18 protein-coding genes are annotated in these 13,401 nt (G+C 57.9%); 10 read left to right on the top strand and 8 right to left on the bottom strand.

Translation table 11 applies throughout. The features are described from left to right. Positions 1–64 precede the first annotated feature (64 nt). The 3 genes from DAUD_RS02625 to DAUD_RS12290 all read left to right on the top strand — a co-directional run bounded on the left by DAUD_RS02625 (position 65) and on the right by DAUD_RS12290 (position 975). Entirely contained in the window at positions 65–292 is a 228-nt protein-coding gene (locus DAUD_RS02625; protein ID WP_012301650.1) for a type II toxin-antitoxin system HicB family antitoxin, read from the top strand. A gap of 32 nt (positions 293–324) precedes the next feature. Then, positions 325–540 (top strand): hypothetical protein, encoded by a 216-nt coding sequence (locus DAUD_RS02630; protein ID WP_041570750.1) that lies wholly within the window; start codon positions 325–327, stop codon positions 538–540. A gap of 108 nt (positions 541–648) precedes the next feature. After that, positions 649–975: a hypothetical protein gene (locus DAUD_RS12290; protein ID WP_166485077.1), complete on the top strand. Its 327-nt coding sequence runs from the start codon at positions 649–651 to the stop codon at positions 973–975. A gap of 168 nt (positions 976–1,143) precedes the next feature. Here DAUD_RS12290 and DAUD_RS02635 read toward each other — a convergent pair whose 3' ends face one another. Beyond that, positions 1,144–2,046, bottom strand: a complete 903-nt coding sequence (locus DAUD_RS02635) for a tyrosine-type recombinase/integrase (RefSeq protein ID WP_012301651.1) — start codon at positions 2,044–2,046, stop codon at positions 1,144–1,146. A gap of 476 nt (positions 2,047–2,522) precedes the next feature. On the opposite strand from DAUD_RS02635, the gene DAUD_RS02640 reads away from it, so the two are divergent. Further along, positions 2,523–2,747 carry a type II toxin-antitoxin system HicB family antitoxin gene (locus DAUD_RS02640; RefSeq protein WP_012301652.1) on the top strand — a complete coding sequence of 75 codons (225 nt, stop codon included), beginning with the start codon at positions 2,523–2,525 and terminating at the stop codon, positions 2,745–2,747. A 220-nt stretch (positions 2,748–2,967) separates the two neighbouring features. Here DAUD_RS02640 and DAUD_RS02645 read toward each other — a convergent pair whose 3' ends face one another. Next, positions 2,968–3,951, bottom strand: coding sequence for an aldo/keto reductase (locus DAUD_RS02645; RefSeq protein ID WP_200858723.1), 984 nt, complete (start codon positions 3,949–3,951; stop codon positions 2,968–2,970). A gap of 175 nt (positions 3,952–4,126) precedes the next feature. Here DAUD_RS02645 and DAUD_RS02650 point away from each other — a divergent pair, with 175 nt between their 5' ends. The 4 genes from DAUD_RS02650 to DAUD_RS12295 all read left to right on the top strand — a co-directional run bounded on the left by DAUD_RS02650 (position 4,127) and on the right by DAUD_RS12295 (position 5,898). Then, positions 4,127–4,801: a hypothetical protein gene (locus DAUD_RS02650; RefSeq protein WP_012301654.1), complete on the top strand. Its 675-nt coding sequence runs from the start codon at positions 4,127–4,129 to the stop codon at positions 4,799–4,801. Between the two features lie 38 nt (positions 4,802–4,839). Next, positions 4,840–5,019: a hypothetical protein gene (locus tag DAUD_RS02655; protein WP_041570751.1), complete on the top strand. Its 180-nt coding sequence runs from the start codon at positions 4,840–4,842 to the stop codon at positions 5,017–5,019. Between the two features lie 15 nt (positions 5,020–5,034). After that, positions 5,035–5,583, top strand: coding sequence for a metallophosphoesterase family protein (locus DAUD_RS02660; protein WP_012301655.1), 549 nt, complete (start codon positions 5,035–5,037; stop codon positions 5,581–5,583). Between the two features lie 147 nt (positions 5,584–5,730). Then, positions 5,731–5,898 (top strand): hypothetical protein, encoded by a 168-nt coding sequence (locus DAUD_RS12295; RefSeq protein WP_166485078.1) that lies wholly within the window; start codon positions 5,731–5,733, stop codon positions 5,896–5,898. A 112-nt stretch (positions 5,899–6,010) separates the two neighbouring features. Here the strand turns inward: DAUD_RS12295 and DAUD_RS02665 are convergent, their stop codons facing one another. Next, complete coding sequence (locus tag DAUD_RS02665) at positions 6,011–6,640, bottom strand: HAD family hydrolase (RefSeq protein ID WP_012301656.1); 630 nt, start codon at positions 6,638–6,640, stop codon at positions 6,011–6,013. A gap of 192 nt (positions 6,641–6,832) precedes the next feature. Here DAUD_RS02665 and DAUD_RS11435 point away from each other — a divergent pair, with 192 nt between their 5' ends. Further along, positions 6,833–8,203 carry a stalk domain-containing protein gene (locus DAUD_RS11435; RefSeq protein WP_012301657.1) on the top strand — a complete coding sequence of 457 codons (1,371 nt, stop codon included), beginning with the start codon at positions 6,833–6,835 and terminating at the stop codon, positions 8,201–8,203. Between the two features lie 24 nt (positions 8,204–8,227). Here the strand turns inward: DAUD_RS11435 and DAUD_RS02675 are convergent, their stop codons facing one another. After that, complete coding sequence (locus tag DAUD_RS02675; RefSeq protein ID WP_012301658.1) at positions 8,228–8,875, bottom strand: YkgJ family cysteine cluster protein; 648 nt, start codon at positions 8,873–8,875, stop codon at positions 8,228–8,230. A 257-nt stretch (positions 8,876–9,132) separates the two neighbouring features. On the opposite strand from DAUD_RS02675, the gene htpX reads away from it, so the two are divergent. Next, positions 9,133–10,017, top strand: a complete 885-nt coding sequence (gene htpX, locus DAUD_RS02680) for a protease HtpX (protein ID WP_012301659.1) — start codon at positions 9,133–9,135, stop codon at positions 10,015–10,017. 311 nt (positions 10,018–10,328) lie between these two features. Here htpX and DAUD_RS02685 read toward each other — a convergent pair whose 3' ends face one another. From DAUD_RS02685 to DAUD_RS02700, 4 genes are all read right to left on the bottom strand, one after another. Then, positions 10,329–10,523 carry a hypothetical protein gene (locus tag DAUD_RS02685; RefSeq protein WP_041570753.1) on the bottom strand — a complete coding sequence of 65 codons (195 nt, stop codon included), beginning with the start codon at positions 10,521–10,523 and terminating at the stop codon, positions 10,329–10,331. A gap of 523 nt (positions 10,524–11,046) precedes the next feature. Then, a complete protein-coding gene (locus DAUD_RS02690) occupies positions 11,047–12,642 on the bottom strand; it encodes a PAS domain-containing protein (RefSeq protein WP_049752538.1) in 1,596 nt (531 codons plus the stop codon). A 158-nt stretch (positions 12,643–12,800) separates the two neighbouring features. Further along, entirely contained in the window at positions 12,801–12,980 is a 180-nt protein-coding gene (locus DAUD_RS02695) for a hypothetical protein (protein WP_012301662.1), read from the bottom strand. 76 nt (positions 12,981–13,056) lie between these two features. Beyond that, on the bottom strand, positions 13,057–13,281 hold the full coding sequence (locus tag DAUD_RS02700; protein ID WP_041570754.1) for an ABC transporter permease: 225 nt from the start codon (positions 13,279–13,281) through the stop codon (positions 13,057–13,059). Between the last annotated feature and the right edge of the window lie 120 nt (positions 13,282–13,401).

The following is a 13,401-nucleotide window of genomic DNA, read 5'->3' on the forward strand; positions in this document are numbered from 1 at the left end:
TTAAGAACGCATCTCCTCTTTTGTGGTAAAATAAGAAGCGAAGTCCGCAGGTGAAAAGGGCGCGGTGCGATTGACCGGATACCGCTTCCTGATAGTAATCGAGAAAGCCGACGGTAACTACTCCGCTTATGCGCCGGATCTTCCGGGCTGTGTGGCTACCGGAGCAACACCGGAAGAGACCAAGCAGCGGATGGCGGAGGCGATTGCGCTCCACATCCAGGGGCTGCGCGAAGATGGCCTGAAGGTTCCTGAACCTTCGGCTTCCGCGGACTATATTTCGGTTAACTTCTAGCGCCGGTTTTTAAACGGAAGGAGGAACTAAAAATGTCTGTTGACCGGCTGGTGGAGGAATTTAAAAAGCTCACACCGCGGGAGCAGAAGGAGCTGCTCCGGCGGCTAAGCGCTTTCGTCACCGTCCGTAAGAAGAGGCTGCAAGGCGAAGAGGATCCGCTCGCCGCGATCATCGGGATTTTCGACGGTCCGGGTACCGGCTCAACGACTTACAAGGAGGACCTCTACGGTGGCGCCCGCCCCCTCTAAGGTCTTCGTGGACACGGGTGCCTTCATCGCTCTGACAGATAAACGGGACACGTTTCACGAAGCAGCCAAGGCTTTTTACCACAACGCAAAATAAGCTATGGACATGTTATGGCTTTGCAGGAAACATTTAGGGTAAGTTATGGTGCCATGTTGTACGCTTTGATGAAATATGGAATCATTAATTCTCCTGCATACGGCAATTTGAAAAAGTTAAGTTCGCCAGAGAATGCTTCGTTATTACAACGATATGCCAAAATGTTTGGTGTTACTGATTTAGAAAACCCCACAGCAGGGCAAATGCCCAAGAAATTAGTCCTGGCGTTGACTGCCAATTACAGTGAAGGCAAAATAAGTTACGGAAAGTTAAAAAGCATCTTGGGTCTGTGGGGCGTGAAACCGGAAGAGATGGGGTTTGCCCATGAAGATCCTCTCTAAGCCAAAAGTAGTTAGTGATGCAGACATTGTTATAAAATTCTGCAAAGCCAGACACCTGGGTCTTTTGGGTGAAGTGTTTTCAGAGGTTTTAATTCCTTTAAGGGTTTTTGAAAAAACAAGTTTTACTGGGTTGCATTACGCCTAAATCCAGATTTATAACTTGCCTGCTCAGTCCGCCGGGATTCCGGGCCGGATGCGCTCCACCGCCTCCCGCAGCCGCTTGCTGCTGCAGTGGGCGTAGATGCGGGTCGAGGCCAAGTCGGCGTGGCCCATCAACTCCTGGATGGTGAAGACGTCCGTCCCCTTTTCCAGCAGCAGCGTGGCGAAGGAGTGCCGGAGCTTGTGCGGGGTGATCACCGCCGGGTCGAGACCCGCCATCCGGACGTACCTTTTGAAGAGCCGCGTCAGGGCGTCCTTGTTCATCCGGCCGCCCTCCCGGCCCAGGAAAAGGGCGCGATTCTCTAAGGGGAGGCGCGTCTGCAGGTACTCCCAGAGGATCTGCTGCAGTTCCGGGATGAGGGGGATCAGGCGTTCCCGCTTCCCCTTGCCCCGCACGCGCAGCGTACCGGCGCCGAGGTCCACATCGTCCCAGTCCAAGCGCAGAAGCTCGCTTCGCCTCAGGCCGCAGTAGGCCAGGAGATGGAGAATGAGCTTATCCCGTAAATGGTAAGGTCCACCGAGGTGCCCCGGGGCGGTGAGCAGCCACTTCAGCTCCTCTTCCTTCAGGTAAATCGGGACGCGGTCGGGTTCTTTCGGCGGCCTTATTTTCCGCATCGGGTCCCCGGGTATGTACTCCTGCTCCGCCAGGTAGCGGAAGAAGGAGCGGAAACAGTGGATCTTCCGCCGCAGGGAGGCAGCCTTGAGCTTCCGCTCCTCCTGAAGCCAGATGAAGTAGCGCCGCAGCACCGGCGTCGTGAGGTTGGCGAGTTCCGGCGCGATCCGCTCCCGGAAGAGGAAGTCCTCGAGCGGCCTGAGGTCCGAGCGGTAGGCGGCCAGGGTTTCGGGGGAGGCGTCCTTTTCCGCGCGCAGGTAACGCAGGAACTCCCGAATAACTTCCTGTAAGTGCGACATAACACCCCTCCGTAACTTTAATTACGTATATTGCCCCTCGACCGGGTCGCGGTGCGGACCCGGAACCCCTTGGTATTCCTTGAAGACAGCAAGAAGGCACCCTTGGGTACCTTCTCCGTGTGAACTCGGCTTACAGGTTTACTCGCCCGCGCCAAACCGCGGCATAACCCGCGGTTTGGCCTTTTATTTTGCGGCTCGGAGAAGGGTTACAGCGGAGTTTGCACCTCAGGGAATATGCAGGAGTTATGGAGCTGTTTTTTACCGTTTGATGTTCGACGTCGCCGTGAGGTTGACTCCACTGACCAAGGCTCTCAAAGCGCTGAGCCGAAATTTTTCGCTGGTCTGGTAGCTCGTTCCGCTCCAAGGTCGGTGAGGTTTCGAGATTCCTACAGTGGGTTGACACGATCCCGCCGCAGAAAACCGCTGGAAAAGCGGGTTTTTTTTCAAGGTACAATAGTGCCGGGAGGGGATAATCAATGATGCCCATTTTGACTGCTTTTACAGAAGCGGCAATGCGCGAGGCTAAATACAAAATTCTTGAGGACGGCACGTTTTACGGGGAGATACCGCCCTGCCCCGGCGTGTGGGCCAATGAAGAGACCCTGGAGAAGTGCCGCGAAGTGCTGCAGGAGGTCCTTGAAGAGTGGCTTATCCTGAAGCTCCGTGACCGCGACCTGCTTGATACAGCGCCACGAGTATGAACTATCGTACGCGTCGACAGTTATACAGCCCGTTGCCAGAATACCGATGCTGGTAACCGAGAAAGTGGTCAGTTCGCTTCCATCGTCATATTGGACTTCCCGGATTTTCTCGGCGGTAACGAGGACAGGGACATCCAGGGTATTGCCCAATGCACCAGGCAGCGTAGCCGCGGTTCGTCCGTGCCGAATAGGCCGGCTGGAAAACAGCCTTGACGCTTTACTACCACTGATGCTTGAAAAAGTTTATTTCCTGCTGGTACGGCTCAGTCAATTCTTCTAACTGTTTCATCCGGTTTTTTGAAAACGGTTTAAAATTGCGGACAATACGCACGTTTTCCTCCAGCTCCTCCAGGTTGGAAACACCTACGAGAGCCGTGCTCACCGGGTAGGTCAGCGCATACCCCAAGGCCTGTTCCATGGAGGCGACTCCCCCCTCCCGGAAAATGCGCCCATAGGCAGCCACCTTCATGGCGACAATGCCCATGTCTTTCTGTCGGGCAACCTGGAGCACATTTTCGGCAAAGGAATCATCATGAACATCGCCTGCATTCAGGGCAATAAGGACACAGTCAAAATCATACTCTTCCAGGGCCTGCAAAAGGACGGGACAATTTTTATGGCTGGTTATCCCGGTGAATTTCACGACACCGCCTTCTCTCAGCTCGTCTAGGGCCTTGATGGCTCCCTGCGCGCCGAATAGTTGTTTCAGGTCTTCATAAGAATGTACCCCGTGAAGCTGATACAGATCCAAGTAATCGGTTTGCAGCCTCTTCAAGCTCTGCTCAAACAGTTGCATCGTCCCGTCGCGGGATCGGTCCAGCGTTTTGCTGGCAAGATATACTTCGTTCCGCCGGTACCGCATCACTTCGCCGATATTACTCTCGCTGTTGCCGTAGGTGGGGGCTGTATCGATATAGTTTACACCGAGATCGAGTGCCCGGTTAATGACAGCGGCGGCCTCATTCCGGCGACCCTGAGCTACGATGAAGGCACCGCCAAGACCGAATATACTTGTATAGTAGCCTGTCTGACCAAGCTTGCGCCGGGGGATGGGTGGCTCTTGCGACTCTTTTTCGTTTTCATCCGCCAAGGGAAGCTCTTCCACTTTGCCAGGCTCCAGGAAGAATTTACACCCCGTCAAACCTGCGGTGGCAGTCACCGTCAACCCTAATTGTATAAATCTGCGCCTATTCATTATATTCATTATGACCCCACCCCCAGGCTGATTCTTGTTGGTAATTATCCTTGATCCTAGTGAGCCATCCTTTCTCCCTCCTGGTGGTTGAGATTGTGACATTTCTTATCTACACAGAAGGAGGGGTGGCTCTCCTGCTTAAAGCCCCACCAATTTTACACTATCATAATGGAGGGGCCAGGCCATGGCCGTTGGTTTCCAGGAGTACCCAGAGCCCCTTGTCCACTTCGTTCCGCTTCTTGCCCTGGTCCCGGCCTTTGCAGGATGGGCTTGCCAGGGCGGGGACGGACGGGCTATCATTTTCTTGAGGGCAACAGCGGTGACCAGGCAGGCCCACCAGTCTGAGAAAGTGGGGAACCTTCCCGGGCAGGTGCGTTACGGAATGAACTGGCGCGTGCGCATAATGATTACGCTGGTCGCGTATCTCGTTCTTTCGCGCTTCATCAAGCCGCTTGACGCAGCCATCGCTTCAGTTCTGCTCCTGGTCTTCCTGAGCATGTTCCTGTACAATCTCGGCCGGGTGACCAAGATCGACAAAATCAACGACATCGTCCGGTCTTACCTGGAAATCTACTTCAGCCAGCGGGCTGCCGGGCTGCCGGTGGACGACGCCCTTTCCAATGTGATTGCTTCCCGGTACGCATTCAACATCCGCCAGAGAATGATTATCTTCGAGTCGCTGCAGGAAATGGGAGCCAAGGAGGAGGACGAGCAGGTGAAGAAGGCGATCTACCTGATGTTTCTTTACGAAGAGCCCGTGCCCCCAACCCGGTCGGCACTGGAGGCCATCGCCGAGGTAATCGACAAGCAGTACACGGCCCTGAAGCACCAGTACGACCAGAAGGCGCTCCGATTGTAGCCTGGTCCGGGACTTAGAAAGGATGCCCTTCTGGCTAAGTGATACCGACACGCGATCTGCAGGTAGCCATTAGAAAAGAGCTGCGGGATTTTGAAATACCGAAAGATGTTCTCGTTGCTACTCCGGAAGATATCAAGAAGTACAAGGAAGCCTGGTTGACAGTGTATCAACCGGCCTTGGAAAAAGGGAAGGTACTTAAGGTACTTTATGAACTGTAGGGAGCAGGTGGTTTAATGCGCTTGGGACTGGTGAGCGATACCCACGGCGAGTTGGAAAACCTGCGGGAGGCTGCGAATCGGCTGCGGGATGAATGGCGGGTGGACGCGGTTGCACATCTGGGGGATGACTGCGAGGACGCGGAGGTGCTAAGGGAGTATTCTTCATGGAAGGTGCTCCAAGTGCCGGGAGTCTTTTGCGAGCACTATCGCGACCCGACCGTAACCAACCGGGTGGTGGAAGGGTTTGCCGGTTGGCATGTGCTCCTTTCCCATACCCGAAAGCCGCACCAGAATGACTTGCCTGGAGATCCGGACCCGGAGGCGATGGGGGCCCGGCGGGAAGTGGACGTGGTGGCCTACGGACATTCCCATATTCCGGAGATTGACATCGCGGCGAACGGGGTGCTCTGGATCAACCCAGGCCATCTGAAAAGCCAGGATAAGAAAGGCCACGCGCCGAGTTTCGCTGTTCTGGAGTTTGGGCCGGAAGTCGTAGTGGCCCGGTTGGTGGATTTACAATCCGGTGTTGTGATCGAGACCCGGCAAGTAGCGAGAAAGGATTAGCCTGAGGTGATCTTACCCCCCGCTGGGCTACACCCACAAGGGCGGGTATTGACAGTAGGGCTTGGATTGTTTATATTGGCTAAAAAAGCCGCCGCAGACGGGGGTGCCCGGGTTTGCGGTTCGGCTCCTTGGGAGGGGGGTTTTAGTATGGTTGCCATGGGAATAGGCATTGCTATGATGGTCGTGTCCTTCTTTATGCTCGGGGCTTTCGACACTTACAGCTTGATGGGGATTTTGGGTGTTCTGTTGTTTTTGTTCGGGTTGTTGGGTCTTGGAATCGGGCTTAACAGCACTTTGAATCAGCAGGAATCATAACAACCTTGAAGGTAATTCTGTCTGTACTTCTACGACAGTAAAGGCCACAGCTCGAACGCCGTCAACCCCAAGCACCAGGCCGATGTGCTGCGGGCCGCCGGTTGGTAAACGGCTACAGGTTAGCCAGAAACTCGTCCCAGGAATCCACGATGATGTCGGGGGCGTGTTCGGCCAGTTGTTCCCGACTCGCTATGCCCCATGTCGCGCCGACGGTGGTCACGCCGGCCTGTTTGCCGGCTACGACGTCGTACCAACTGTCGCCGATGTAAGCCGCGTTCTGGGGCCGCGTGTGCAGAAGTTCAAGGGCCTTGAACACGGGTTCCGGGTCGGGCTTTGGCTTGGTTACGTCATCCGCGGTCACGACCGCTTCGATGTGTTGGTCAAGTCCGGTGAGGGCCAAACTTGCCAGGGCGGGTTCCCGACGTTTGGAGGTGACCACTCCGGTGCGGTAGCCGGCTGACTTGATGGTTGCCAAGGTTTCCACGGCTCCCGGATAAGCTCTGGTCAGTTCCCTGAATCTGGTCTTCTGGAAGGCTGCATACCGTTCCATGAATTCGTCCGCCCGGTCCGGCATATACCGGGCGGCAATTTCCCGCAGGGGGAGTCCCACGGTGTGCAGCACTTCACCGTTTTCCCAGGGCAGGCCGAAGTCTGCGAAAACCCGTTCGAAGGTCCAGCGGATCAAGGGAATCGTGTCGATCAACGTTCCGTCCAGGTCAAAAAGCACGGCTCTTACGGTCAAAGACTGTTCTCCCCCGGCGGTTTTCCCGCTGTTCATCAGTAGATTTATATACTATATAAATCATTATATTATATACCAAGCGCCGGTTCCCGGGGAGCCGGAACATATTGAACGGCAACCGCGTGGGGCTTTGGACGGCGGGTTGATTATTGATTTTTATAGAGACTCTAGACCGAATTCGGGATGATGTGGATGAAGGGTCGCGGATGGGCAACCATTCTGCTGGTTGCCGGTTTCCTGATTGCCGTTCTGATCCTGCCGGCGGGGGCCGCGCCGAAGGTGATCGTGGACGGGGTCCGGCTGAACCCCGCGGTGCCGCCCGTGGTGGAGCAGGGGGTCGTGCTGGTCCCCGCGCGGGACATATTCGAGGCCTTGGGGGCCGGGGTGTCCTGGGACGGCGCGACCAAGTCCGTTCACGTCCGCAAAGGGGATACCCACATCCGGCTCCAGATCGGGTCGACCCGCGCCTTCGTGAACGGCACGGCGGTCCCGCTGGCCGTGCCTCCTAGAACCGTCAACGGCGCCGTGATGGTGCCCCTGCGGTTCGTCAGCGAGTCGCTGGAGGCGGAGGTCCGCTGGAACGGGCTGACCAGGACGGTGACCGTTTTTTCCGGGGCCGCTGCGTCAGAAGAGGCGGCTCCGTCCGTGACGCCGCGGACGCCGGGCACAATCGACAGGGAGTACTCCTGGGACTACGGCGGCAAGCGCTGGACCTACAGGCTGCAAGTGCCGCGGGAAGCATACGAATACTACACCGGCCTGAAACGCCCGCCCACGGACAACTACTCGGTGTACGTCACCGACCCGGTGGACGATCCGTTCATTGCGGCAATGGCCGCCCGGTTCCTGGAGGTGGCCCGCCAGGAGAGGTACTCGCCGAAACAGACCGTCGAGTTTGTGGTGGCCTTCGTGCAGAGCCTGGAGTATGTAACCGATGATATCTCCAAGGGCTTCGACCAGTACGCCCGTTACCCGCTGGAAACCCTAGTGGAACAGGAAGGGGACTGCGAGGATACGAGCATCCTGCTGGCGTCTATCCTCCGGGAGATGGACTTCGGCGTGGTGCTGGTCATGCTGCCGGGCGACCCCGGGCACATGGCCGTGGGGGTCAAGGGCGAGAACCTGCCCGGCGTATACTACGAGTACGCGGGTGCACGCTATTACTATGTGGAGACGACGGCCGCCGGCTGGTCGATCGGCCGGATTCCCGACGAATACCGTCACCGGGAGGCCCGGATTCTGCCGCTGGTACCCCAGGCGGTGATCACCCACGAGTGGGTTTCACGGGGTAGTGTGAGCGGCTACATCGAGTTGAAGGTCACGGTGCACAACTACGGCACCGTCACCGCCCGGGAAACGAAGGTGTACGCGGCTCTGGACGCCGGGGGCGGCAAGGTGTACGACCAGCGGTGGTCCGGCCCGCTGAACCTGGAGCCGCGCGCGCGGGGCACCTACACCCTGCGCCTGAAGCCGCCGGCGAACGTTGAGACGCGCCTGATCGTGAAGATCGTCAGCGATGGCTACTTGGTGGATGAGAGCACCTCGGAGCGGTTCAGGACCTGAGGGCCGGACGGCCGACTGAGCGGCTCAGCCACCGGGGAGCGTGTGGACCATGATGCCGTGAGAGGCCAGGATTCCCGACAGGGGACGGCCGAAGATGAAGTACTCGTATTCGGTCTTGAGCCCCAGTTCGGATCGGGCGTAGTGACGGACCGCCAGGTCTTTGCGGGCCAACCCGGCGAGGGCGGCGAGGGTCTTTGACCGGTCGTCCCCGCGGGAGAGGCCGGCGATCAATGCCTGCACCTTGTGGGGCGGGCATTCTTCTTCGTGCGCCGCAATGACCTGCCGGACCGGGTCCCCGGGATTGATGATGTCGGTGCGCACGATGGTGTTCACGCCGATTACGGCCACCAAATCGGCGGGGTTCCAACACTTCAAAAGACGGCATTCCAGGAAGCGGTGCTCATAAACCCTGCAGGCGGGACCCCTTTCGTCAAAAAGGCAGCAGGCCCACCCGTTTCCCTTGCCGCGCACCTTGACGAGTTCCTGGTCGGCCGGTCTGGGGACGCCCAGAACGGGGTCAAACACCAGTTCGCCCTTCCTGATGGTCACCAGGTGCTCGTACCCCGCGTGCCCCTCCAGAAGAAGCCTCTTGTCCTCGTGGTGGAGGGTCGGGCCGCCCTTCAGGCAGCAAGTGCCGCACCGTATGCAGCTGTCTCTGGGGGAGTCAGGCATCTTTTCCGGACCGCCTCCTTAAGACCCCAGGATAGTGCGCCGTGGCTGCCGCACATTCAAGATTGTATCATATCCCGGAGCAGCGTGCTTTTCCCCAAAGCGCAAACCTCCAAATAAGCACGTGATCCTGAATGTGAAGCGGATTCCGGCCGGGGTTCTCGCCTGGAGAGTCCGGTCTCCGGACTTGAACGGAGCACCGGTTATGAGTCATAATAACAAATGACAGCTAATACAAGGCAGAGAAAGGAGGTGTTGTGATGAAGCGTATCGGGTTATTCCTTTTAGTCAACTTGCTGGTGCTCACCACGATCATCATTGTCACCAGTGTGCTTGGGGTGAACCGCTATGTTGAAGGGCAGGGCATCAACTACGCCAGCCTGCTGGTGTTCGCCGCCGTCGTCGGTTTCTCCGGCGCCCTGATCTCCCTGGCGCTCTCCCGGTGGATGGCGAAGCAGATGATGCGGGTGCACGTGCTGGACCCGCGGGGCAACCTCACGGCCCAGGAGCGCCGGTTGGTGGAAATGGTGCACGAGATGTCCCGCCGGGCCGGCCTCAAGGTGATGCCGGAGGTGGGGATCTACCAGTCGCCGGAGGTGAACGCTTTTGCCACCGGGCCCACCAGAAACCGGGCTCTGGTGGCGGTTTCGACGGGCCTGTTGGGGCGGATGGACCAGGACGCGGTGGAAGGGGTCATTGCGCACGAGGTGGCGCACATCGCCAACGGCGATATGGTCACCATGACCCTGGTCCAGGGCGTGATCAACACCTTCGTGGTGTTCCTTTCCCGGATCATCGCCCACGCCATCGCCAGCACGGTGCGGAGCGAGGTCGCTCACGTCGTCCATATCGTGGCCATCATCGTGTTCCAGATCCTGTTCTCGATCCTGGGCAGCATCGCCGTGCTCGCCTTCTCCCGGCACCGGGAGTACCGTGCGGACGGCGGCGGGGCCGAACTGGCCGGCAAGGAAAAGATGATCCGGGCGTTGACCGCGTTGAAGAAGAATGTGGAGTTGGTGGACACCGAACAGACGGCGTTGCAGACCATGAAAATCAGCGGGGGGAAGCCGCGCGGTGCCCTGGCCCGGCTTTTCTCCAGCCACCCCGACCTGGACGACCGCATTCGCCGCCTGCAGCAGATGTAATCCCGCATGCGGCAGGTGCGGGTAACGTCTGCGGACTCGCCCGGAGCTAATGGCTCTTTCTGCGGGCGTTGATGTGGTAGCTCTGGCCGTCATGGCTGCCCTTGGGCCACTGGAGCGAACAGCGAAGCAACCCGGCCACTGACCCTGATCTAGGAGGATCGAAGGCCCTGGAGCACTTGGACGAGGAAGTTCCCGCTAAGGTCTGCCTGCCTGATTGAGAACACCCCCGCAAGGGGGTGTGGTTTCTTGATGCCAAGAAAAACCCCGAGGTTCTCGGGGTTAACGATTCCGGGCAATTGATGATCTCTCGATCAGTGCAGGCCGCCGCCTTCTTCGTATTCCTTGGTGTACTTTCCGAGGTCGATACGGAGAAGCAGAAACAAGAGGTCCGCAAGAATCGCACAGGACAAACCCAGTGCCGCCATGGTGGCGCAAACCACCAGCCCGAAGGAGATGGGCTTATTGACCGCGAGGTCCGTCGTCCAAACCCAAAAAGGCTCAAGCATCTCTTCTATAAACCTCCTCTCACCGAACTGTGAACGAAAAGTCTCCTAAAGTGTAGTGAAGCCGGGGGACTGCCAAGTATGCGCCTTTGCCTACCACCTCCACAACATCCGGCGTATTGCTTCGTCCGCGCACATAAGTTCGCCAGGACCGGTCTTAAACATCCCACCCGGGACGGAACCGCCCGAAATGTCAAAATTTGTACCATCATGCGCCAACTCTTTCTTTATACTTGCTAGAAATGGCCCCGTAATGCGCAACTTTAGGACATGTGCCCGAATCGTTGGATACATTATACGTCTGCGAGCAAGTAAACAAAAGAACGAGTTTGAAAAGCTCCGACCAGCTATTGCACGATCTGGCGAGATAACAGCAAAAAAGAACCCCGGGTGACTGTACACGACGGGTTAACGGCTCGGCAGGCGCATTTGGATCAGGTTTGCCCTTAGGCCCGGGAATAATGGTTTCGAACAATGGTTACAGAACGCAGAAATCTGTGAAAACGGATCAGGATGGATTCTGGTTTCAGGGGCGTTGTTTTGGGGAGGTGTTTACCGATAGCGGAAAACGTACATAGAAGGTGGTTCCGGCGGGGCTGGTTTCAAAAGTCATCGTGGCATTGTGCTGGGCGGCGATACTGTCACAGACCGCCAGTCCCAGGCCGGTGCCCTGTTCCTTGTTGGTGACGAAGGGCCTGGTGATCTTGTCGACGAGTCCCGGTTCGATGCCGGGACCCTGGTCCTGGACCGCCAGGACCACCTCGCCGCCGTCCATGAAGGTGTTGAGCGTCAGCCTCCCGGAAGCGGACATTGCTTCGAGCCCGTTGCGGGCGAGGTTCAGTATGAGCTGGCGGATTTCGTTCTCGTCCAGCAGCAAATCCGGCACCTCATTGAGGTTGGCCTGCACGTACTTGTCCCCCGTCAAGGCATCGGCCTGGATGAGCGGAAGCAGGGACGAGATTATGGCATTGAGGTTGTGGGGTTTCTGATTCAACGGCCTGTTTTTGGCCAGGGACAAAAATCCGGTGACGATGGCGCCGGCCCGGTCGAGTTCGGCGGTCATCAGGTCAAGGTGCTTGGTATAGTCGGACCATTCCTTTCGCTCCCGGAACATCTGCAGGAATCCGCGCACGGCCGTCAACGGGTTTCTGATCTCGTGGACAATGCCGGCCGCCATTTCCCCGATCAGATTCAACCGGTCAAGCCGGGCCATTTCATGCTCTATATGTTTCCGGACGGTGATGTCTCTCAAGGAAACCAGACAACACCGGTCACCACTCAGGTCCAGCAATTCCACGGACATCAGTCCTGCGTGCTGCTCACCGGTCTGCGACCGGTAGTTGATCTCCAGGTTGTGCACTGTCCGTTCTGCGGCGATTTCTCCGGCTATGCGCGCCAGCGCCGCCGGACTGATTATCAGGACCGGTTGCACGGCCCTGGACCCGATGGCTTCCTCGCGCCGCTGACCGGTAAGGTGCGACCAGTTTTCGTTTACGTCGAAGTAGCGGCCCTCGTCGTCAACAATGAACATGATGTCCGGACTCGAGCGGAAAACCTTGTGGAACCACTGCTCGGATGAGCGGAGCGCCTCTTCCGCCCGCCGCCGCGCGGCGATTTCCCTTTGTAGTTGTTCATTGACCGCGCTGAGTTCGGCGTTGCGCGCTTGCAGGAGTACCTCAAGCCGATCCAGTTGATCCCGCAGCTCTTTCTCCGTCTGCTTCCATCCCGTAATGTTCACCGCAAGTTCAACGGCGCCCTGGACGATACCCTGTTCATCCAGGAGCGGATAGGCCCGGATAAACAAATCCTGCCCGTCCGGAGTGCAGAGTTCGCCCTCTTGCGGCTGACCGCTCTGGAGTGCCTTGCGGACTGGGCAACCCGGGCATTCTTCGCTGCGGCGGTGCCGGATTTCGTAGCAGTGACGGCCGACGAACGCCTCCGGCGCCAGGCCGGCCGACTCTGCGGTACTCCGGTTGGCCCAGAGCACTTTCAGATCCGGATCGAGGCAGACCAGTCCCTCCGAGAGGAGGTCGAGTATGGACTTGATTTGCGGGTCAAGCTCGAACCAGGCCGCATCAGCTCTCCGGTTTGTGTTGTTGACGGCTGATACTGCCGATTCCAAGGGCTTTCCACTTTCAGGCTGATCGTTCATAGTGAAAGGAAGTGTTCTGCAAATAAGTGGATAATCCTTGTTCGAAAACGGTAGAGATTTGTAATGGCGTGTACAAGGAAAAGGGCCGGTCTCGAACTGGGACCGGCCCGGCAACGAAGGGGTTCGCCTCAGGTTTTCACGGTCGGTCTGAAGAGGTCAATAATGCCGAGCACGATGTGGGCCAACCCAAATCCAACCAATCCAGCTCCCCAGACTCCGGCGACAAAGAGCCACCCTACGGCCGCTACAATGACGCCGAGGCCGATGACGATCCAGCTGGTGAGACTGCCCCGGTTTGATTCTGCCATTCGAAACACCTCCTTTGGTATCTAGGATGTCCGCAGGAGGAGAAGAATATGCCAATGGATGCAAACCGGTCCCAGTTCAGCGGATCACCAGGCGGCGCATAAGACGGACGGCGAAGGGCAGGAGCGCCAGGGAGACTACCAGCAGCCAGAGGGCGTGGTACAGGAGCGCTGGGCCGACCGCACCGGTGGCCAGGCTCCGGGTCAGGGCCACAACGTGGTACAGGGGGCTGAACCAAGCCGCGGCCTCAAGCCCCGGGTGCAGGTCGGACAGGGGGAAGAACACTCCGGAGAACAGAAACAACGGCCACGATTCCTTTCTTGCCGGCTTCTAAGTCAGAGTTCCGGTCCCTTCTTGGGAGGCGTTGACGCCTTCCCGGCCCGCGGATTATATTCAAGGAATGGATGATTTCAACCCGGTTTT

This window comes from Candidatus Desulforudis audaxviator MP104C, assembly GCF_000018425.1.
Lineage (GTDB): Bacteria > Bacillota > Desulfotomaculia > Desulfotomaculales > Desulforudaceae > Desulforudis > Desulforudis audaxviator.

Bases quoted from the DNA above. Each gene is read 5' to 3' on its own strand.
- DAUD_RS02635 (WP_012301651.1), bottom strand. From the start codon at position 2,046: ATGTCGCACTTACAGGAAGTTATTCGGGAGTTCCTGCGTTACCTGCGC.
- DAUD_RS02695 (WP_012301662.1), bottom strand. From the start codon at position 12,980: ATGGCAGAATCAAACCGGGGCAGTCTCACCAGCTGGATCGTCATCGGC.
- DAUD_RS02650 (WP_012301654.1), top strand. From the start codon at position 4,127: ATGGCCGTTGGTTTCCAGGAGTACCCAGAGCCCCTTGTCCACTTCGTT.
- DAUD_RS11435 (WP_012301657.1), top strand. From the start codon at position 6,833: ATGAAGGGTCGCGGATGGGCAACCATTCTGCTGGTTGCCGGTTTCCTG.
- DAUD_RS02660 (WP_012301655.1), top strand. From the start codon at position 5,035: ATGCGCTTGGGACTGGTGAGCGATACCCACGGCGAGTTGGAAAACCTG.
- DAUD_RS02640 (WP_012301652.1), top strand. From the start codon at position 2,523: ATGATGCCCATTTTGACTGCTTTTACAGAAGCGGCAATGCGCGAGGCT.
- DAUD_RS02675 (WP_012301658.1), bottom strand. From the start codon at position 8,875: ATGCCTGACTCCCCCAGAGACAGCTGCATACGGTGCGGCACTTGCTGC.
- DAUD_RS02685 (WP_041570753.1), bottom strand. From the start codon at position 10,523: ATGCTTGAGCCTTTTTGGGTTTGGACGACGGACCTCGCGGTCAATAAG.
- DAUD_RS12290 (WP_166485077.1), top strand. From the start codon at position 649: ATGGCTTTGCAGGAAACATTTAGGGTAAGTTATGGTGCCATGTTGTAC.
- htpX (WP_012301659.1), top strand. From the start codon at position 9,133: ATGAAGCGTATCGGGTTATTCCTTTTAGTCAACTTGCTGGTGCTCACC.
- DAUD_RS02645 (WP_200858723.1), bottom strand. From the start codon at position 3,951: ATGAATATAATGAATAGGCGCAGATTTATACAATTAGGGTTGACGGTG.
- DAUD_RS02630 (WP_041570750.1), top strand. From the start codon at position 325: ATGTCTGTTGACCGGCTGGTGGAGGAATTTAAAAAGCTCACACCGCGG.
- DAUD_RS12295 (WP_166485078.1), top strand. From the start codon at position 5,731: ATGGTTGCCATGGGAATAGGCATTGCTATGATGGTCGTGTCCTTCTTT.